Raw genomic sequence first — 19,216 nt, forward strand, 5'->3', positions numbered from 1 at the left:
GGGGGCTGTTCCGATAAAGAGCGTGTTTCCGTTGATTTCCGACTTCAGTTGCTCAGCACCGCACGCAACCGTTCAACTTCCGTCGTCGGCGCGTCACATGTGAAGTTACGGCAGACATAGGCGGATGGTTCACCACCGACCAGCGGACGGTCGCCGAGCAGCGGGAACTCCTCGCTCCCCGGGACGCCCACGGCGACGACCGCCCCCGGCGCCGTCCCCAGCAGTGCCGTGCGGTGCAGGGCCCGCGTGCCCGCGTCGTCCAGCGACGGCCCCACGATCGCCACCTCGCGCGGACCGTCCAGCAGGGCCTCCGCGGCGGCGAGCCCCCAGCCGATGAACCGGGGCACCCGCGGCCCCAGCGCCTTCACGACCCCCAGGGCCTTCTCCGCGGCCGTGCGGTGCGGCACGGAACCCGTGTGCGCGGCGTAGCTCAGCAGGGCACCCGCCGCCGCACTCCAGCCGGAGGGCGTGGCGTTGTCGGTCGGGTCCTGCGGCCGCCGGATCAACTGCTCGGCGTCGGCGGCCGTGTCGAACAGCGAACCCGACTCGGGGTCCGTGAAGCGGGCCAGGACATGGTCGAGCAGGAACCCGGCGAACTCCAGCCACACGCCCTCCCCGGTGACCGACGCCAGCGCCAGGAACCCCTCCGCCACGTCCGCGTAGTCCTCCAGGACACCGGCGTTGGCACCCGCGTGCCCGTCCTTGCTGGTACGCGTCAGACGCGCCTGCTCGTCCAGGTGCAGCCGCACCAGGAGATCGGCGGCGGCCACGGCGGCCTCGACCAGGTCCGGCCGGTCGAAGTAGGCGCCCGTCTCGGCCAGCGCGGCGATCGCGAGCCCGTTCCACGCGGCGACGACCTTGTCGTCCCGGCCGGGCGCCGGACGCCCGGCCCGCGCCGCCAGCAGCCGCTCCCGGATCGAGGCGATCCGCTCCGCGTCGAACAGCCCGTCCTCCACAGGCAGTTGCAGCACGGACTGACCGTGCTCGAAGGTGCCCTCCTCGGTCACACCGAAGTACCGCACGGCCACCTCGGCGTCCTGCTCGCCCAGCACCTCGCGCAACTGCTCCGGCGTCCACACGTAGTACGCGCCCTCGACGTGCCGCCCCGTGCCGTCGTCGCTGTCGGCGTCCAGCGCGGAGGCGAACCCGCCCTCGTTCGTGCGCAGTTCGCGGACCATGAAGTCGGCCGTCTCCAGCGCGACCCGCCGGGCCAGCTCCGAGCCGGTGGCACGCCACAGGTGGGCGTAGACCCGGCACAGCAGGGCGTTGTCGTACAGCATCTTCTCGAAGTGCGGCACGATCCAGTCGCGGTCGACCGAGTAGCGGGCGAACCCGCCGCCGAGCTGGTCGTAGATGCCGCCTCGGGCCATCCGCTCACAGGTGTCGGCCGCCATCTGCAGGGCGCCCTCGGCGCCGGTGCGGGCGTGGTGGCGCAGCAGGAACTCCAGCACCATCGACGGCGGGAACTTCGGCGCCCCGCCGAACCCGCCGCGCTGCGGGTCGTACTCCCGGGTCAGCCCGAGCAGCGCCTGGGCCAGCTCCTGCTCCCCCGGCGTCTGCGCGTCCCCGTAGGAGATCTCCCGCCCGGCCAGGTCCCGGACGATCTTCCCGGCCACCTCGGTGACCTCGTCCCGCCGCTCCTCCCACGCCTGGCTGACACCCTGGAGCACCTGCCGGAACGAGGGCATGCCCTGCCGGGGCTCGGGCGGGAAGTACGTACCGAAGTAGAACGGCTCGGCCTCGGGCGTCAGGAACACGGTCATGGGCCACCCACCGTGCCCGGTCGCGGCCTGCACGGCCTCCATGTAGACGGCATCCACGTCGGGGCGCTCTTCGCGGTCGACCTTCACGCTCACGTAGTGGGCGTTGAGGTACTCCGCGGTCCGCTGGTCCTCGAACGACTCGTGTGCCATCACATGGCACCAGTGGCACGCAGAGTATCCGACTGACAACAGCACGGGTACATCGCGCCGTCTCGCTTCCTCGAACGCCTCCGGCACCCAAGGCCACCAGTCGACCGGATTATCGGCATGCTGAAGCAGATAAGGCGAGGTCACACCAGCCAACCGGTTCATACGCCCCAGCCTCTCACGCCGACACGGTCCTGCCAGTTCGACCCGGAAGCCCTCGTCCTACTTGGCCGATTTGCAGCCATGCGCCATCTCGCGGTGAATGAGGATCGCCTCTTCACCTCCAGGCCCGCCCTGCGGACGCTGGAGGTTCTGCCCCGACCAAAGCCGGTGCCCGACTGGAAGCGGGCAGTACGCTGAGCCGAGCAGCACCGCACCCTCGAAGGAGGTACTTCATGACCGCCGAGATGGTGGCGCCCGCGTGGATGCACATGCAGATCAGCGCGGAACAGTACGACTCCTGGTCCGAGGAGCAGTGCGCCGGGATCGAGATCGTGGACGGGATGGTCGTCGTGAGCCCGAGCGCCTCCAAGCGGCTCAACCGGCTGGCTCGGTTCTTGGCCAATGCCCTGGACGCCGCCGCGGGCCCGGACTGGAACGCCGACACGGACTTCGACGTCCGCCTGCAGGACGTTCCACTCACCAACCGGCGACCGGACGTCACGGTCTACCGGGCGGAGACCATCGACCTCACGCCCACCCGCCCCGAGCACGTACTGCTGGTCGTCGAAGTCGTGTCGCCCGGTTCGGAGACCACCGACCGGATCGTGAAGGTGGACCAGTACGCCAAAGCCGGCATCCCCTTCTACTGGCGCATCGAGCAGTCCGCCACCGGCATTCCGATCATCTACACCTACGTCCTCGACCCAGCCACCAGGGCCTACCGGGACGGCGAGGTGTTCACCGGCACCGTGAAGGCCACCGCGCCCTTCCCTGTCACGGTCGACCTCGGGACCCTGTGAGCAACGAGGAATCGCCCGCACCCTCGGCGCCTCCGACGCCCGGCGGGCTGAGACATGTCCGCAACCGGGGACCTCTGGGCATCGACCCCCAACTCGGCCCGGACCTGTCGTAGACGGCCCGGCGGGAATCTGGACAGCTTCAACCAGGTGCCGACCTGTGCGTTCTCGCCGGGGCCCTCGTTGAGCTTGTTGTCGATCACGGCCTTCGCCTGGCTGTAGTACTCGCCGTTGATCCCGTCCCCCTGGGACGTAGCGGAGTATGACGGCGGACGAGGCTGCCTGTCAGCCCCTGCTCCTGCTCGCGTCTCTCGGACAGACGCTCGCCCTGGCCGTACTGGGCATGCAGTTCCCGCGCCGTACGGAGCGATAGCGCCACATCGACCAAGAGGACGTCCGTGGGAGACGGGGCAGGAGGCGCGGGTCGGGTGCGGGCCCCGGGATCACCGTGCCCTCTCCCCAGGGCGTGCGGGGCACAGCACACTTGACGGGAACGCCGTTGCCACCGGAGGGGGACGTGACATGCGGGACGGTCATCGGGGGGAGGCCGAGCGGTTGTTGGCCCGGGCCGTGGAGGAGGAGGTGCGGCGTTCCGGCGGGCGCACCGATGGCGGCGTGCTGCTCGCGCGGGGGCGCGCGGCGCTCGACGAGCTGGCGCGCAGCGCGTCGGAGGAGTACGAGGCGTACACGCGCGCCCTGGACGAGGCCGCGGCCGGGCAGCTGACCTTCGGGCAGCGCTACGCACGGGACGGCGCGGGCACTCCCCTGCTGGTGGCGGGAGCGGCGGCGGTGGCGGCGGTCGTCGCGGACCTGGCGCTGGGCACGGGCGCGGGGACGGCCCTGGGCGCGGGCGCGACGGTGGGGGTGGTGGGCGCGGCGGCGACCGTCGCGAAGGTGGCCGGCGCGCACGTGCCGGCCGCGCACCACAGGGCCGGGGCGCTCGGCCAGCCCGGTGGTCCGGAGCAACTGCGGTTGCAGTGGCTGACGGCGCTGGAGGTGCGGGGCATCCGGCCGTTCCTGGACCAGCAGCGGATGCTCGCCGCGTCCACCGGGCCGAAGAAGGCGGGGCCGCGGCTGCGGGGCGCGGACAAGAGCGCGGCGGCGCGCGGGCGGGGCGTGCTGGCGCAGTCGTTCGCGCAGTTGCCGCGGGCAGTGGAGCCGTTCGCGGGGCGGCGGCGGGAGCTGGCGCAGATCCGGCAGTGGGTGCAGGCGGCCCGGGCGAGTACGGAGACCCGGGCGACCGTGGTGGTCCTGCACGGCACGCCCGGCAGCGGCCGGACGGCCCTCGCGGTGGCCGCCGCGCACGAGCTGAAGGACTACTTCCGCGGCGCCTGCGTCGTCGACCTGCGCGCGGAGGGCCCGGGCGGTGCGCCGCTGTCCACGCGTGACGCCCTGCTGCATCTGCTGAACCGGCTGGGCGCTCCGCGCGAGCAGTTGCTGTTCCGGGAGCGTTCCTCGCCCGACCAGCAGGTCAGGCGGTTGACCGAGCTGTATCACCAGCATCTGACGGGCGTGCCGGTGACGATCGTCCTGGACGACGCCTCGGACGCCGGGCAGATCCGCGCCCTGGTTCCGGAGCGGTCCGACAGCCTGGTGCTGGTGACCGCGCGGGAGCCGCTGGAGCCGGCGGACCTGCCGGCGCGGGTGCACCGGCTGGCGGTGGAGCCGCTGGACGCGGCCGGTGCGGAGGAGCTGCTGGGCGCGGTGGCGGAGGACCGGTCCGGGCCGTACGACGCGGAGTCCGCTGACCGGGTGCGCGAGCTGTGCGGCGGGCTGCCGCTGGCGCTGCGGATCGCGGGCTCGTGCCTCGGTGTGCGCTCCCCGCGTGCGCTGGCCGCGGATCTGGCGGCGTACGGGCCGGTCGAGCCGGTGGAGCGGGCCCTGTGGCTGCGCTACACCGACCAGCCGGAGGCGGTGCGCCGGCTGCTGCGCCGGCTGGCCCTGGCGGGTCGGGCCTCGCTGGGCGCCGCGGCGGCGGCCGCGCTGCTGGCCACGGACGAGGCGGAGGCGACGCGTCAGCTGCGGGCCCTGTCCCGTGCGGGTCTGGTCGACCCGGTGCGCGGCGACCGCTACCGGCTGCACGACCTGGTCCGTTCCTTCGCCCGGGCGCGGCTGCTGGACGAGGAGGACCCGGCCGAGCGAGCGGCGGCGCAGGAGCGGCTGATCGTGAACTACGCGGAGCTGGCCGACTCGGTGCTGCGCATGGTCGACGGCAACATGTCGACGCGCACCAACCGTTTCAGCCCGTACGGCTTCACCTCGCTCGACGAGGCGCTGCGCTGGCTGGACGACGAGTCGAGCTTCATCACGGCGGCGCTGCGGCACACCGAGGGCGTGGACCGGGGGGCGGTGCTGAACCTGCTGGGGGCGCTGTGCGACTACTGCCTGCTGCGCGGCGACCTGTACCGGCTGGGCGAGATCAGCGAGCTGGCGCAGGCGGTGGACGAAGGGCTGCTGGTCCGTTCGGTGCAGTGGCGCACGGGTATCGCCGCCCGGCAGCTGGGCGAGCTGGACAAGGCGCGTACGACGCTCGCGTCGGTGGTCGACCTGTACCGGGAGGCCCACCATGACGCGGGGGCGGCCCGGGCGCTGTGCTCCCTGGGCATCACGCTGCACCACCAGGGGAATCTGACGGAGGCCTCGCAGAAACTGCGCGAGGCTCTGGCCCTGCAGTCCTCGTCCGAGCTGGCGGCGGACCGGGCGTGGACGATGCATGCCCTCGCGGCGGTGGAGCGGGACCGGGCGCGGCTGGGTGAGGCGCTGGAGCTGCTGACGGAGTCGCTGGTGCTGCACCGCAGGGGCGAGTCGGTGCACGGCCAGGCGTGGGCGCACTTCCAGCTGGGTCAGCTGGGTCTGCGCATGGGGGACGTGGCGCGGGCGGAGGCGGAGCTGCGGGCGGCGCTGGAGCTGTACGGCCGGACCCGTGACGCGCGCGGTGAGGCGTGGGCGCTGACGCAGCTGGCCCGGGTGCTGCTGGTGTCGGGGGAGGCGGCGCAGGCGGTGGAGGAGCTGCGGGGGGCGGCGGCGCGGCACCGCGACAACGAGGACGCGCGCGGTGAGGCGTGGACCTTGTACTACCTGGGTCAGGCGCTGGAGGAGACGGGCGACCTGGACCGGGCGGTGCGGGAGCTGGAGCGCTCGCGGACGATGTTCTCCCGCATGCGGGACGTGTACGGGCTGGCCTGCGCCCGTCACCACTCGGCGCGGGTCACCCGCGACCAGCGGGCGCAGCAGACGGGTTCGCTGCGCAACTCCGGCTTCGCCCGGCAGCTGCTGGTCGACGCCCGCGCGGACTTCCAGCGGATCGGGGTGGCCCACGGGGAGGCGTGGACGTGTCTGGAGCTGGCGGTGGTGGACGCGGGCAACGGCCGCACGCAGCAGGCGCTGGCCCTGTGTGACGAGGCGGTGGAGCTCTTCGCGTCGTACGGGGACCGCCGGGGCGGGGACTGGGCGGGCTTCCTGCGCTGCACGCTGCTTCCGTACGCGGCGCCGGGCGGTGTGGAGGTCGGCACGGCGGTGGCGCAGGAGGAGCTGTCCCGGCTGTCCCGGGCGGACCACCCGCTGCGCGACGACAAGCTCGACGACTACGCCGGCGCGTGGGCGCTGCTGCTGGAGCGCGGCGTGAGCCTGGAGTCGGGATGGCAGGCCTGGGGCCTCGGCATGACGCCGAGCAGGCACGCCCGCGAGGTGATGGGCGTACCGGTGCGGTCCCGGGCGTGAGGTGCCCCCGGGCGTGAGGTGCCCCCGGGCGTGAGGTGCCGGGCGGGGCGCCGCGTGAGTCCGGAGGGCGCGGGCCGAGCCGGCCGGTTCCGGGATGCGCGCGGCGCCCGTCGGCGGCGGTGCGTGCCGCCGACGGGTGCGCGTCCGGCCGGGGGGGACCCGGCCGGACGGGGTCAGCCCTGCTTCCTGCCCTGGCCCGAGGGCTCCGCGTCCGCGGTGCCGGCGGGTCCCTGCGGGGACGCGTCCGTGGCGGAGGGCTCCCGGGGGTCGGGGACCTCGGTGAACTCGACCCTGTTCATGTGCCGGCTCATGGACTTCATCAGGGCCCACACGGCCAGGGCCATCGCCGCGAAGACGATGAAGCCGAGGACGCCGGGGGTGACCTTGTCCTCGTCGACCTCCTTGGCGAGGGTGACGAGGTGCGTCATTGCCAGGCTTGCGCTTGCGCTCATGTCAGGCATTGTCGCGGATGCCCGCAAAGAGGTCGTCCTCGGGGAGGGAGGTATCGACGAGGGACTTCGCCAGCTCGTACTCCTCGGTCGGCCAGACCTCCTTCTGGATCTCCATGGGCACCTTGAACCAGCCGCCGTCGGGGTCGATCTGCGTGGCGTGCGCGATCAGGGCCTTGTCGCGGATCTCGAAGAACTCGCCGCACGGGACGTGGGTGGTCAGCGTGCGCTGCTTCATCCCGAACTCGTCCCAGCGCTTGAGCCAGTCCCCGTAGGGCGACTCCAGTCCGCGGTCGAGCATGGCCTGGTGCAGTGCCTCGGTGCGGGGGCGGTTGAAGCCCTGGTTGTAGTAGAGCTTCTGCGGCTGGTAGGCGGGGCCGTACTCGGCCTCCGGGTACTTCTCGGTGTCCGCGGCGCTCTCGAAGGCCACCATCGAGATCTTGTGGGTCATGATGTGGTCGGGGTGCGGGTAGCCGCCGTTCTCGTCGTAGGTGGTGATCACCTGGGGACGGAAGGCGCGGATCTTCCGCACGAGCTCGCCGGCCGCGTGGTCGACGTCCTCCAGGGCGAAGCAGCCCTCCGGCAGCGGCGGCAGCGGGTCGCCCTCGGGCAGGCCCGAGTCGACGAAGCCGAGCCACTCCTGCTGGACGCCCAGGATCTCGCGGGCCTCGTCCATCTCCTTCTTGCGTACCTCGTGGATGTGCTCCTCGATGTACGCGTCGCCCTGGAGCTTGGGGTTGAGGATGGAGCCGCGCTCCCCGCCCGTGCAGGTCACGACCAGCACGTCCACCCCCTCGGACACGTACTTCGCCATGGTCGCCGCGCCCTTGCTCGACTCGTCGTCGGGGTGGGCGTGGACGGCCATCAGTCGCAACTGGTCAGTCAAGACTCAATCCTCAGTAAGTCGGCGCCCGGTGTGCGTCGGCGCAATCGGCGGCTTCTATAGTGACCGAATCGGGGGGCGAATAATTCCGGGACCGGGTCCCGGAGCCCCTTTCGGGACGCGGGTCCCGGCCCTGTCTGGAGGACGATCATGACCACGGCGAGCACGCGGCCGCCCGAGGGCCGCTACGGCCGCACCTCGGACGAGCGCGCCGACCGCACGCTCAAGGTCGTCGGCGCCGTCCTCGCGGCGGCGCTGCTGGGGCTCGTCGGCTGGTTCGGCTACCACTACGTCGCCAAGAACGAGATCAGCGCCGAGGTCATCAGCTTCGAGCAGGGCGAGGAGTCCGTGCGGGTGCACCTGGAGGTCCGCAAGGACGCGGGCACGGACGGCTACTGCACGGTCCGCTCGCAGGCCGAGAACGGCGCCGAGGTCGGCCGGGCCGACTTCCGCTTCACGGGCGACGCGACCCGCATCGACAAGGTCGTCACGCTGCGCACCACCTCGCCGGGGACGACGGCCGAGCTGCTGGGCTGCCACGCCGACTGACAGCGACCGGGTGTCACCCGCAATACGCCGGGGCTGACCTGCGCGGACGTGATTCTGGTCGCTTATGTCCTCCCCCTGGGGCCCCTGAATTGTTAGGCTCGTGGTTTCGCCCTTCCGTGAAGGAACATGCTTCTGGGTAGGGCGATGCTTTGTATTCCCAGTACCTACGAGGAGCACCTGTGACCCAGACCAGCGAGAACGTCACCTGGCTGACCCAGGAGGCGTACAACAAGCTCAAGGCTGAGCTTGAGTACCTTACTGGTCCTGCGCGGGCGGAGATCTCGGCGAAGATCGCCGCGGCGCGTGAGGAGGGCGACCTGCGGGAGAACGGCGGGTACCACGCGGCCAAGGAGGAGCAGGGCAAGCAGGAGCTCCGTGTGCGCCAGCTCACCCAGCTCCTCGAGAACGCCAAGGTCGGTGAGGCGCCCGCCGCCGACGGTGCGGTGGCTCCCGGCATGGTCGTCACGATCGCCTTCGACGGTGACGAGGACGACACGCTGACCTTCCTGCTCGCCTCGCGCGAGTACGCCAGCTCCGACATCGAGACCTACTCCCCGCAGTCCCCGCTGGGCACCGGCGTGATCGGCCACAAGGTCGGCGAGGACGCGGAGTACGAGCTGCCGAACGGCAAGAAGGCCTCGGTGAAGATCCTCAAGGCCGAGCCGTACGAGGGCTGACCCTCTCCTTCCCGGATCATCGACCTGCCCCCGGCGCCGCGCGGCGCCGGGGGCTTCGTCATGCGGTCGCGGAGCGGTACTTGCGCACCGCCAGGGTGCGGAACACCACGATGATGACGACCGAGTAGATCAGCGAGGCCCACACGGGGTGCTGCATGGGCCAGGCGTCCGAGGTGGACCGGCCCGGGTTGGCGAACAGCACCCGGCAGGCCTGCACGGTGGCGCTGAAGGGGTTCCACTCGGCGATGTGGCGCAGCCAGGGGGTCATGTGGCTGGTGTCGACGAACGCGTTGGAGATGAAGGTGACCGGGAAGAGCCAGATGAGGCCGCTGGAGGTGGCCGCCTCCGGTGTCCGCACGGACATGCCGATCAGGGCGCCGATCCAGGTGAACGCGTAGCCGAGCAGGAGCAGCAGGCCGAAGGCCGCGAGGACCTTGGCGGCGTTGGTGCTGCCGTCGGACCCGACGCGCCAGCCGACGAGCAGGGCGACGGCGGCGAGGACGACGAGGGTGAGGGCCGTCTGCACCGAGTCGGCGAGGGTGCGTCCGGTGAGGACCGCGCCGCGTGCCATGGGCAGGGAGCGGAAGCGGTCGATGAGGCCCTTGTGCATGTCGTCGGCGATGCCGGCGCCGGAGCTGGCGGTGGCGAAGGTGACGGTCTGCGCGAAGATGCCGGCCATCAGGAAGTTCTTGTAGTCGGTGGCGCTGGTGCTGTCGCCGATCTGCATGGAGCCGCCGAAGACGTAGGTGAACAGCACCACGAACATGATCGGCTGGATCAGGCCGTAGATGATCATCTCGGGGATGCGGCTCATGCGGATCAGGTTCCGCTTGGCGACCACCATCGAGTCCCGGATCGACTGGCTGACCGGGTTCGCGGCCGGCGCGACCCGCACGGTGTCGGTGACGGCGCTCATTTCGCGGCCTCCTCGTCGCTGTCCTCGTCCTTGGTCTCGGCCACGTGCCCCGTCAGGGACAGGAAGACGTCGTCGAGGGTGGGCCTGCGCAGCCCGATGTCGTCGATCTCGATGCCGCGGGTGTCCAGCTCGCGGATGACCTCGGCCAGGAGCTTGGCGCCGCCGGTGACCGGGGTGGTGAGCTTGCGCATGTGTTCCTCGACCTTGGTGTCGCCCTTGCCGAAGCCGGCGAGCACCTCGGCGGCGGTGGCGATGTGCTCGCGCTCGTGCACCACGAGCTCGACGCGCTCCCCGCCGGTGCGGGCCTTGAGCTGGTCGGAGGTGCCCTTGGCGATGACCTTGCCGTGGTCGACGACCGCGATGTCGTGCGCCAGGTGGTCGGCCTCCTCCAGGTACTGCGTGGTCAGCAGCAGTGTCGTGCCCCCGGAGACCAGCTGCTTGATGACCTCCCACAGCTGCTGGCGGTTGCGCGGGTCCAGGCCGGTCGTCGGCTCGTCCATGAACATCACGGGCGGGGAGACGACGAGGGCGGCGGCGAGGTCGAGGCGGCGGCGCATGCCGCCCGAGTAGGTCTTGGTGGGGCGGTCGGCGGCGTCGGTGAGGTGGAACTGCTCCAGCAGCTCGGCCGCGCGCTGCTTCGCCGCCTTGGCCTTCATCTGGTACAGCTGGCCGACCATCTGGAGGTTCTCGCGGCCGGTCAGGTATTCGTCGACCGCCGCGAACTGGCCGGACAGGCCGATGGAGCGGCGGACCGCGTCGGGCTGCTTCAGCACGTCGATCCCGGCGACGACCGCCCGCCCGCTGTCGGGCCGCAGCAGGGTGGTCAGGCAGCGGACGGTGGTCGTCTTGCCCGCGCCGTTCGGCCCGAGCAGACCGAGGACGGTGCCCTCGGGCACGTCGAGGTCGACGCCGTCCAAGGCCCTGACGTCACCGAAGGTCTTGACCAGCCCTTCGGCATGAATGGCGCCTGGCATATGAGTCTCCACGTCTTCGGGGATTCCCGGACGGACGTCCGGTGAGGTTGCCGGACGGACGTCCAGTGAGGTTGCTCGCGACCCACCATAACGCGATGTATCGCGTCTTACAATGAGTTTCAGCGCGTCGCACTCCGTGATCACGAACCGGCCGCGGACCGGCCGGGTCCGCGACACCTCAGTCCATGATCGTGTAACCCGCTCCGCGCAACGACCGGCCCACCTCGGCGCAGTGCGCCGGCCCCTTGGTCTCCAGGTGCAGTTCCACCTCCGCCTCCGTGAGCCCCAGCCGCGGGTCGGTCCGCACGTGGCGCACGTCCAGGACGTTGGCGTCGGCCTGCGACAACACGCCCAGCAGGTGCGCGAGGGCGCCGGGCCGGTCCGTCAGCCGCAGCCGGACCGCCAGGTAGCGGCCTTGCGCGGCCATGCCGTGCCGCAGCACCCGCTCCATCAGCACCGGGTCGACGTTCCCGCCGGACAGCACCGCGACGACCGGGCCCGTGAAGGAGCCGGGGTCGCTCAGCAGGGCCGCGACCGGGCTCGCCCCGGCCGGCTCCACCACCAGCTTCGCCCTCTCCAGGCACAGCAGCAGCGCGGCGGACAGCTCGTCCTCGCTGACCGTGCGCACCTCGTCGACCAGCTCGCCGATGATGCCGAACGGCACGTCACCGGGCCGTCCGACCTTGATGCCGTCGGCCATCGTGGCCGGGTTGTCGACCGTCACCGGCCGTCCCGCCGCCAGCGACGGCGGATAGGCGGCCGCGCCCGCCGCCTGCACGCCCACGATCCGCACGTCGGGCCGCAGGGCCTTGACGGCCACCGCGATCCCGGCGGCCAGCCCGCCACCGCCGATCCCGACGACGATCGTCGCGGCCTCGGGGCACTGATCGAGGATCTCCAGCCCCACCGTGCCCTGCCCGGCGATGACGTCGGGGTGGTCGAAGGGATGGATGAACACCGCGCCCGTCTCGGCCGCGTACTCCTGCGCGGCGGCGAGCGTCTCGTCGACGACCTGCCCGTGCAGCCGCACCTCGGCGCCGTACTCCCGGGTCGCGCTGACCTTCGGCAGCGGGGCGCCCTGCGGCATGAACACCGTCGAACGCACGCCGAGCAGCGACGACGCGAGCGCCACACCCTGCGCGTGGTTCCCGGCGCTCGCCGCGACCACACCGGCCGCGCGCTCCTCGGGCAGCAGGCCGGAGATCCTGACATAGGCGCCGCGCAGCTTGAACGAGCCCGTCCGCTGGAGGTTCTCGCACTTCAGGTGGACCGGCGCGCCCACCATCCGGGACAGGTGCCTGCTGCCCTCCAGCGCGGTCGCCCGCGCCACGCCCGCGAGCATCTTCTGGGCACCGCGCACGTCGTCGAGGGTGACCGAGCGCAAGGAGTCAGCCGTGCTGTAGCTCATGACTCCCAGCATCGCAGTTCACGGGCGGGAACGACCGTTGTGACCAACCTCCGAGACCCGCTTTGCGCAGCGCCGGTACGGCCCGCCCCCCGGCCGCGTACCCTGTCCCCCAATCTGCCAGCCCTCCACGAAGTGAGCCCCCGGCCATGCCCACAACACCTGGAATGTCGATGGACATGACGACCGTCGGTGACAGCGGTCTCCTCGACACGCTGCAGCACGAGGTGGCGCTGTTCGCCCGCCGTGCCGAACAGACCCGGCTGGGCGGGGTGGGGCAGGTGCGCAACTCCATGGACCGCGCCGCCTACCTGCTGCTCAACCGTCTGGACAAGGAAGGCCCCATGGGCGTCAAGGCGCTCGCCGCGAGCATGGGGATCGACTCCTCGACGGTCACCCGCCAGGTGGCTCCGCTCGTCGACACCGGCCTCGTCAAGCGCACCTCGCACCCCGAGGACGGACGCGCGGTGGTCCTGCAGCTCTCCCCGCGCGGGCAGGCCCGCCTGGAGGAAGTACGCTCCTCGCGCCGCCAGTTGATGGCCGAGCTGACCCAGGACTGGCAGCCGGAGGAACGCGAGGCGTTCTGCTCGCTCCTGACCCGCTTCAACAGCGCGCTGTCCTCCCGGATGTCGGCGCAGGGCGTGCCGGGCCCGGAGGCCCAGCCGGAGTCCTGACCACCCGTACGAACGGGCCGCACACGCGCGTGGCACTCGGAGGCGGACGCCGACACCGTCGCCCGGGCGGCGCGCGTGAACGGTCGTTCGGCTGCGCGGCTCTTGACCGCGGGGGCGTCGCCGGTCTGATATGAGACCGGGTCCCCGCCGGATGCGGCCGGGACCGCATCCCCGGGGTCGCCGTCGGGCGGGAGGCGCGGTGCGAGAGCGGCACGCTGTCCAGGCAGCCCGCCGGGCCCGTGAGTTCGAGGCGTTCGTCGCGGGCGCGGCCGGGCGGCTGCTGCACGCCGCCACCCTGCTCACCGCCGAGCCCCCGGACGACAACCCCCGCGCGCGGCGCCTGCTGACCCTGGCGCTGGCCCACACGTACGCGTGCTGGGACCGGCTGCGCGGCGACGACCCGTACGACCGCACCCGGCAGTACCTGGCCACCCGCTTCGCCCGCGGCGCGTGGCACCACCACGCCGCCCTCCGGCGGCGGGCCCCGGCCGCCGGGCCGCTGGCGTCCCTCACCCCGCAGGAGCGGCTGGTCCTGGTGCTCCGGCTCCACGAGGGCGTCGCCGAGGAGCAGGTGGCGGCCCTGCTCGGCCTGTCCCCGGAGCGGGTGCGGGCGATCTGCCACCGGGCGAAGTCGGCCCTGCTGCACCGGCCGGGCCCTGGCGCACCGGCCGTCACGGCGGCCAAGGCGGTGCCGTCATGACCGGCTCGTCCCGTGCGGCGCGCGGCGGGGGCCGGGCATGAGGGGCGGCGACCGGGAGGCCGCCCTGCGGCGGATGCTGGAGCAGGGGCAGCGCACCGTGCCGCCCGGGATCCACGCGGAGGCGGTGCGCCGGGGCGGCCGGATGCTGCGGCGCAGGGCGCTGGCGCGCCGTCTGATGTGGCTGCTGCTCGTCGCGGCCGCCACGGCGTTCACCGTGTGGGCGCTGACCGTCCAGCCCTGGGTGGAGCCGCCGTCGGAGACGACTCCACCCCTGTCCGGCTGGTGACCCCGGCCGGGACGCCCCGGTCCTAGCCGAGCGCCTGCTGAAGGTCGCCGAGCAGGTCGTCGGCGTTCTCGATGCCGACCGACAGCCGCACCAGGTCGCCGGGGACCTCCAGCAGCGAGCCGGCCACGGACGCGTGCGTCATCCGGCCCGGGTGCTCGATCAGCGACTCGACGCCGCCCAGGGACTCGCCCAGGGTGAACACCTGGGCGCGGTTGCAGACCTCGACGGCCGCCTGCTCGCCGCCCTCGACCCGGAAGGAGATCATGCCGCCGAAGGACTTCATCTGCTTGGCGGCGACCTCGTGGCCGGGGTGCTCCGGCAGGCCCGGGTACAGCACGCTCGTCACGCGCGGGTGGCGGGACAGCATGTCGGCGACCTTGGCGGCGTTCTCGCTGTGCCGGTCCATGCGCACGGCGAGCGTCTTGGTGCCGCGCAGCACCAGCCAGGAGTCGAAGGGACCGGCGACGGCGCCCATGGCGTTCTGGTGGAAGGCCAGTTCCTCGCCCAGCCCGGCGTCGGCCGTGATCAGCGCGCCGCCGACGACGTCGGAGTGGCCGCCCATGTACTTGGTCAGGGAGTGCACGACGACGTCCGCGCCGAGCGCCAGCGGCTGCTGGAGGTAGGGCGTGGCGAAGGTGTTGTCGACGACGAGGCGGGCGCCCCCGTCCCGGGCGACCTGGGCGACGGCGGCGATGTCGGTGATGCCGAGCAGCGGGTTGGAGGGGGTCTCCACCCAGACGACCTTGGTCCTGGGCGTGAGGGCGGCGCGCACGGCCGCCGGGTCGCTGGTGTCGGCCACCGACCACTCGACCCCCCAGCGGGCGACGACCTTGGCGAACAGCCGGAACGTGCCGCCGTAGGCGTCGTTGGGGATGACCACGTGGTCGCCGGGGGCGAGCAGCGTGCGCAGCAGGCAGTCCTCGGCCGCCAGCCCGGACGCGAACGCGAGACCGCGGCGGCCGCCCTCGAGGGCGGCGAGGTTCTCCTCCAGCGCGGTCCTGGTCGGATTGGCGCTGCGGCTGTACTCGTAGCCGCCGCGCAGGCCGCCGACGCCGTCCTGCTTGTAGGTGGAGACCTGGTAGATCGGCGGGACGACCGCGCCCGTCAGGGGGTCGGCGGTGTTGCCCGCGTGGATCGCGAGCGTCTCGAAGTGCTGACTGATGTGCCTGTCGCTCATGGGCCCGAGGGTAGTGCGCCGGGACGCCGAGTGCCGGGGGACGGGGCGGCGCGGGCGCCGCAGTGGCGATTCCGAGGGTTTTCCCCCGGGCCGGCCCGCCCGCGCGGCGGGGTTTTCCATAGGTGCGGGGAGCAGGTTGGCCAATTGTCGGCGCGGTCTGGTTCGCTTGACGCATGGAGATTCTCTGGGTCCTGATCGCGCTGGTCATGCTGGGCTTCGTGCTGCTTCCCTTCCTGCGGCGCAGGCGCGGTGCGGTCGGGCTGGTCTCGCCTGACCACCCGGACGCGGCGGACCCGGCGAACTACGGCTTCCTCCGCGAGGAGGAGCTCGACATCCGCATGCCCGGCCCCGACCAGGACCTGCTGGACGTCCTGGACGTGGTGCAGCGCACGCAGGACTTCCGCGCGGCCCAGCAGCTCCTCGCGGGCACGGAGGCCGAGGGCGAGCGCCGCTGGCAGCGCGTGCAGGCCTTCGCGGGAGCGGCCTCGCTGGAGCTGGCCCGGCGGCCCGGCGGGGTGAGCGACGCGCCGGGCGGCCAGTGGCTGCGGGTGTGGCGGGCCGAGGCGCCCAAGGATGCGGGCGGCGCCGCGGTGCATGCCGAGTTCCTGGTCCAGCAGGCGTGGCGCACGGCCACGCCCGGGTCGGACGAGTTCCGGATCATCATGGAGGAGGCCAGGGCGGCGTGCGGCGAGGCCGCGCTGCTCGCCCCGGGCGATCCGGTCCCCTCCATCGTGGAGCTGTCGGTGGCCCGCGGACTGGCCTACTCGCAGAAGGACTTCGAGCAGGTGTGGCTGAAGATCCTGGACCACGCCCCGGTCCACATGGGGGCGCATCTGGCCGCGCTGCACTACTGGTGCGAGAAGTGGCACGGCTCGCGGCAAGAGGCGTACGCGTTCGCGGAGGCCGCGGCGGCCCGCGCCCCGCAGGGGTCCCTGCTGGCGGCCATGCCGCTGTTCGCGGTGTTCGAGCACCTTCCCGAGGTGACGCTGGTCAGCAGCTTCTGGCAGAGCGAGGTCGTCACCAAGGCGGTGCACGGCGCGCTGCACGCGGTCCATTCGGCCCGCCCGGACGACCCGATGCTGGCGCACGTGCGGCACATGCTGGTGTTCTTCCTGGTCCGCAGCGAGCGCTGGTCGGAGGCGATGAGCCAGCTGGTGCACGTCGACGGCCATGTGGGCGCCCTGCCGTGGACGCTGTCCGCCGACCCGGCGGCGGAGTTCGCGGTGTACCGGGCGCTGGCGGTGGCGGGCTACGAGGCGAACGGCGGCAGCCCGGCGAGCCTGCCGCACTGAGCCGGAGCGCCCGGCACCGGCCCTGCCCGGTGGGGGGGGGTGGCCCGGGCCAGGGCTGAGGGCGGGGAACCGGAGGCGACGGGTGGGGTCCGGTGTCCGGGGGGCACCCAATAGGGTGCCTGCGTGACTGCGCCCCTGAGTTCCGACAAGTCCCGTGCCGCGCTGCGGATAAGCGCGCGGGTGTCCGCCGAGTTCCTGCTGGTGTTCGCCGCGACGGCGGTCGCCCTGTGGTTGCTGGGCCGGATGTGGTCGATCGTGTGGCCGCTCGTGGTCGGGCTGCTGATGACCACCCTGACCTGGCCCGTCGCCCGGTACCTGCGCCGGCGCGGGTGGCCGCCCGCGCTGGCCGCGTCCGTGGTGACGGTGCTGTTCCTGCTGCTCGCCGCGGGCGTCGTGGCGCTGATCGCCGTGCCGGTGGCCTCGCAGTCCGGCGAGCTGACCGACGGGGTCGTGGAAGGCATCCAGCGCCTGCGCGAGTGGGCGGCCGGGCCGCCGCTGAACATCGGGGACGCGCAGATCAACAAGGCGTTCGACAGTGCCGTCGCCCGCGCCCAGGAGGGCGTGGGCAGCATGGTCGGCGCGGTCGTCACGGGCGTGAGCACCGTGGTGAACGGGGTCGTCACGGCCGTCCTCGCGCTGTTCCTAATGTTCTTCTTCCTCAAGGACGGGCCGCGGTTCCTGCCCTGGCTCGGCCGTCAGCTGCCCGGTCGGCTCGCCACCGACGTGCCGACCGTCTTCGACCGCGGCTGGGCGACCCTCGGCGCGTTCGTGCGGTCGCAGGCCGCCGTCGGTCTGATCGACGCCGTGCTGATCGGCCTGGGCCTGTGGGTCCTGGACGTGCCGCTGGTGCTGCCCCTGGCGGTGCTGACGTTCGTGTCGGCGTTCGTGCCGATCATCGGCGCCTTCTTCGCGGGGTTCGTCGCGGTCCTCATCGCGCTCGTGTCCAACGGGCTCATGGACGCACTGATCGTGCTGGGCATCATCGTCGTGGTGCAGCAACTGGAGGGCAACGTCTTCCAGCCCATGATCCAGAGCCGGGGCCTCGGACTGCACGCGGCCGTGGTCCTGCTGGCGGTGACCCTGGGCGGCAGCCTCGCCGGCATCGTCGGCAGCCTGCTCGCCGTGCCCGTCGTGGCGCTGATCGCGGTGGTGTGGAACTACGTCCGCGAACAGCTCGTCGACCCGGCGGCCGGCGGGGACCCGGACGGCACCGACACGGCCGGTGCCCCCGTCACCCCCTGACGGCCGCCCGTCGCGTCCCCGCGGTCGCCGCCCTGTCGGCCCGGTAGCGGGGCTCCGCAGGGATACCGTCGGCGCATGAACGGTGATCGTCCGGGATGGCTCCGCTGCTTGCTCGCCGGCGCCGTGTTCGCCGTGTGCATGGCCGGGACCACCCTGCCCACCCCGCTGTACCCCCTCTACCAGGCGGAACTCGGCTTCTCCGAGCTCACCGTGACCGTCGTCTACGCGGTGTACGCCTTCGCCGTCATCGGCGTGCTGCTGCTGGCCGGCAACGCCTCCGACGCCGTGGGCCGGCGGCTGGTGCTGCTGGGCGGCCTCGGGTTCTCGGCGGCCAGCGCCGTCTGCTTCCTGTGCGCGACGGGGCTGGGCTGGCTGTACGCGGGCCGGCTGCTGTCGGGACTGTCCGCGGGCCTGTTCACGGGGGCGGCCACGGCGTACGTGATGGAGCTGGCGCCCCGCGGCGGCGCCTCCCGGGCCACCTTCGTGGCGACCGCCGCCAACATGGGCGGTCTCGGTTGCGGTCCGCTGCTGGCCGGGCTGCTCGCCCAGTACGCTCCCTGGCCGCTCTCCCTGCCGTTCGCCGTGCACCTGGCCCTGGTGGTGCTGTCGGCCGCCGTCCTGCTGCGCCTGCCGGAGACCGTGCGGGAGCTGCGGCCGCCGCGCACCGTCCGGCCACAGCGGCCCGCGCTGCCCGCGCAGGTGCGGGCCGTGTTCGGCCCGGCGGCGACCGCCTCGTTCGTCGGGTTCGCGTTGTTCGGGGTGTTCACGGCCGTCAGCCCGGCGTTCCTCGCCGAGTCCCTGGATCTGCACGACCACGCCGTGAGCGGACTGGTCGTCGCGCTGGCCTTCTTCTCCTCGACCGCCGGGCAGCTCGCGGTCGGGCGCGTCGGCGTCGGCCGGTCCCTGCCGCTGGGCTGCGCCGTGCTGTTCGCCGGGCTGCTGCTGCTCGCGGGCGCCCTGCTCTGGAACCTGCTGGCGCTGGTGGTGCTGAGCGCGCTCGTCGGCGGTGTCGGGCAGGGACTGGCGTTCCGCGGGGCGCTGTCCGCGGTGGCCGCGGCGTCTCCGGCGGACCGGAGGGCGGCGGTGATCTCGACGCTGTTCGTCGTGGCGTACGCCGGGATCTCGGTCCCGGTGATCGGCGTCGGGCTGCTGACGCAACCGCTCGGCCTCCAGGGCGCCGGGCTGGTGTTCATCGCGTGCATGGGCGTCCTGGTCACCACGGCCGCGGTGTACCTGCTGCGCCGCCCGGTGCGGGCCGGGGCCTGAGCGCGGGCTTGGCGCTCCCCTCCCCGGAACCCGGCGGAGGCCGGCGCTCCTCTCCCCGGAACCCGGCGGAGGCCGTCGCTCCCCACCCGGGTCCCTGGCGGCGGCCGGCGCTCCCCTCCCCGGAACCCGGCGGAGGC

At 72.7% G+C, this 19,216-nt stretch carries 17 protein-coding genes; 10 read left to right on the forward strand and 7 right to left on the reverse strand.

All coding sequences use genetic code 11. From position 1 onward, the window contains the following. Window positions 1-44: 44 nt before the first annotated feature. Complete coding sequence (locus ACH4C6_RS03450; RefSeq protein WP_398106833.1) at window positions 45-2,075, reverse strand: thioredoxin domain-containing protein; 2,031 nt, start codon at window positions 2,073-2,075, stop codon at window positions 45-47. Window positions 2,076-2,305: 230 nt separating this feature from the next. Between ACH4C6_RS03450 and ACH4C6_RS03455 the strand changes: the two genes are divergently transcribed. Both ACH4C6_RS03455 and ACH4C6_RS03460 read left to right on the forward strand, forming a co-directional pair. Continuing rightward, window positions 2,306-2,872, forward strand: coding sequence for a Uma2 family endonuclease (locus ACH4C6_RS03455; protein WP_398106834.1), 567 nt, complete (start codon window positions 2,306-2,308; stop codon window positions 2,870-2,872). 519 nt (window positions 2,873-3,391) lie between these two features. After that, window positions 3,392-6,589 (forward strand): tetratricopeptide repeat protein, encoded by a 3,198-nt coding sequence (locus ACH4C6_RS03460; protein WP_398106835.1) that lies wholly within the window; start codon window positions 3,392-3,394, stop codon window positions 6,587-6,589. Between the two features lie 173 nt (window positions 6,590-6,762). On the opposite strand, the gene ACH4C6_RS03465 is transcribed toward ACH4C6_RS03460, so the two are convergent. Both ACH4C6_RS03465 and mca read right to left on the reverse strand, forming a co-directional pair. After that, a complete protein-coding gene (locus ACH4C6_RS03465) occupies window positions 6,763-7,050 on the reverse strand; it encodes a hypothetical protein (RefSeq protein WP_398106836.1) in 288 nt (95 codons plus the stop codon). Beyond that, the gene (mca, locus tag ACH4C6_RS03470) at window positions 7,043-7,924 is read right to left on the reverse strand and encodes a mycothiol conjugate amidase Mca (RefSeq protein WP_398106837.1); all 882 of its coding nucleotides are present in this window, start codon (window positions 7,922-7,924) and stop codon (window positions 7,043-7,045) included. The genes ACH4C6_RS03465 and mca overlap by 8 nt, the downstream gene beginning before the upstream one ends. A gap of 147 nt (window positions 7,925-8,071) precedes the next feature. On the opposite strand from mca, the gene ACH4C6_RS03475 reads away from it, so the two are divergent. Then, window positions 8,072-8,470 (forward strand): DUF4307 domain-containing protein, encoded by a 399-nt coding sequence (locus ACH4C6_RS03475; RefSeq protein ID WP_398106838.1) that lies wholly within the window; start codon window positions 8,072-8,074, stop codon window positions 8,468-8,470. A gap of 179 nt (window positions 8,471-8,649) precedes the next feature. Then, window positions 8,650-9,147 carry a transcription elongation factor GreA gene (gene greA / locus ACH4C6_RS03480; RefSeq protein ID WP_398106839.1) on the forward strand — a complete coding sequence of 166 codons (498 nt, stop codon included), beginning with the start codon at window positions 8,650-8,652 and terminating at the stop codon, window positions 9,145-9,147. 58 nt (window positions 9,148-9,205) lie between these two features. Here the strand turns inward: greA and ACH4C6_RS03485 are convergent, their stop codons facing one another. The 3 genes from ACH4C6_RS03485 to ilvA all read right to left on the reverse strand — a co-directional run bounded on the left by ACH4C6_RS03485 (window position 9,206) and on the right by ilvA (window position 12,445). Further along, the gene (locus ACH4C6_RS03485; RefSeq protein WP_398106840.1) at window positions 9,206-10,063 is read right to left on the reverse strand and encodes an ABC transporter permease; all 858 of its coding nucleotides are present in this window, start codon (window positions 10,061-10,063) and stop codon (window positions 9,206-9,208) included. Then, complete coding sequence (locus ACH4C6_RS03490) at window positions 10,060-11,037, reverse strand: ATP-binding cassette domain-containing protein (protein WP_398106841.1); 978 nt, start codon at window positions 11,035-11,037, stop codon at window positions 10,060-10,062. Before ACH4C6_RS03490 ends, ACH4C6_RS03485 begins: the two co-directional genes overlap by 4 nt. A 178-nt stretch (window positions 11,038-11,215) precedes the next feature. After that, a complete protein-coding gene (gene ilvA, locus ACH4C6_RS03495) occupies window positions 11,216-12,445 on the reverse strand; it encodes a threonine ammonia-lyase (RefSeq protein ID WP_398106842.1) in 1,230 nt (409 codons plus the stop codon). A gap of 164 nt (window positions 12,446-12,609) precedes the next feature. On the opposite strand from ilvA, the gene ACH4C6_RS03500 reads away from it, so the two are divergent. From ACH4C6_RS03500 to ACH4C6_RS03510, 3 genes are all read left to right on the forward strand, one after another. Then, complete coding sequence (locus ACH4C6_RS03500; RefSeq protein ID WP_398107120.1) at window positions 12,610-13,116, forward strand: MarR family winged helix-turn-helix transcriptional regulator; 507 nt, start codon at window positions 12,610-12,612, stop codon at window positions 13,114-13,116. Between the two features lie 199 nt (window positions 13,117-13,315). Next, window positions 13,316-13,816 carry a sigma factor-like helix-turn-helix DNA-binding protein gene (locus ACH4C6_RS03505; RefSeq protein WP_398106843.1) on the forward strand — a complete coding sequence of 167 codons (501 nt, stop codon included), beginning with the start codon at window positions 13,316-13,318 and terminating at the stop codon, window positions 13,814-13,816. A 37-nt stretch (window positions 13,817-13,853) separates the two neighbouring features. Further along, complete coding sequence (locus ACH4C6_RS03510; protein WP_398106844.1) at window positions 13,854-14,102, forward strand: hypothetical protein; 249 nt, start codon at window positions 13,854-13,856, stop codon at window positions 14,100-14,102. Between the two features lie 22 nt (window positions 14,103-14,124). Here the strand turns inward: ACH4C6_RS03510 and ACH4C6_RS03515 are convergent, their stop codons facing one another. After that, window positions 14,125-15,279, reverse strand: a complete 1,155-nt coding sequence (locus tag ACH4C6_RS03515; RefSeq protein WP_398106845.1) for a cystathionine gamma-synthase — start codon at window positions 15,277-15,279, stop codon at window positions 14,125-14,127. 173 nt (window positions 15,280-15,452) lie between these two features. On the opposite strand from ACH4C6_RS03515, the gene ACH4C6_RS03520 reads away from it, so the two are divergent. The 3 genes from ACH4C6_RS03520 (at window position 15,453) to ACH4C6_RS03530 (ending at window position 19,079) form a co-directional block, all read left to right on the forward strand. Continuing rightward, complete coding sequence (locus tag ACH4C6_RS03520; protein WP_398106846.1) at window positions 15,453-16,571, forward strand: hypothetical protein; 1,119 nt, start codon at window positions 15,453-15,455, stop codon at window positions 16,569-16,571. 135 nt (window positions 16,572-16,706) lie between these two features. Beyond that, on the forward strand, window positions 16,707-17,813 hold the full coding sequence (locus tag ACH4C6_RS03525; protein ID WP_398107121.1) for an AI-2E family transporter: 1,107 nt from the start codon (window positions 16,707-16,709) through the stop codon (window positions 17,811-17,813). 75 nt (window positions 17,814-17,888) lie between these two features. Further along, entirely contained in the window at window positions 17,889-19,079 is a 1,191-nt protein-coding gene (locus ACH4C6_RS03530) for an MFS transporter (RefSeq protein ID WP_398106847.1), read from the forward strand. Window positions 19,080-19,216 lie beyond the last annotated feature (137 nt).

This window comes from Streptomyces sp. NPDC017943 (assembly GCF_044328425.1).
GTDB classification, from domain to species: domain Bacteria; phylum Actinomycetota; class Actinomycetes; order Streptomycetales; family Streptomycetaceae; genus Streptomyces; species Streptomyces djakartensis_A.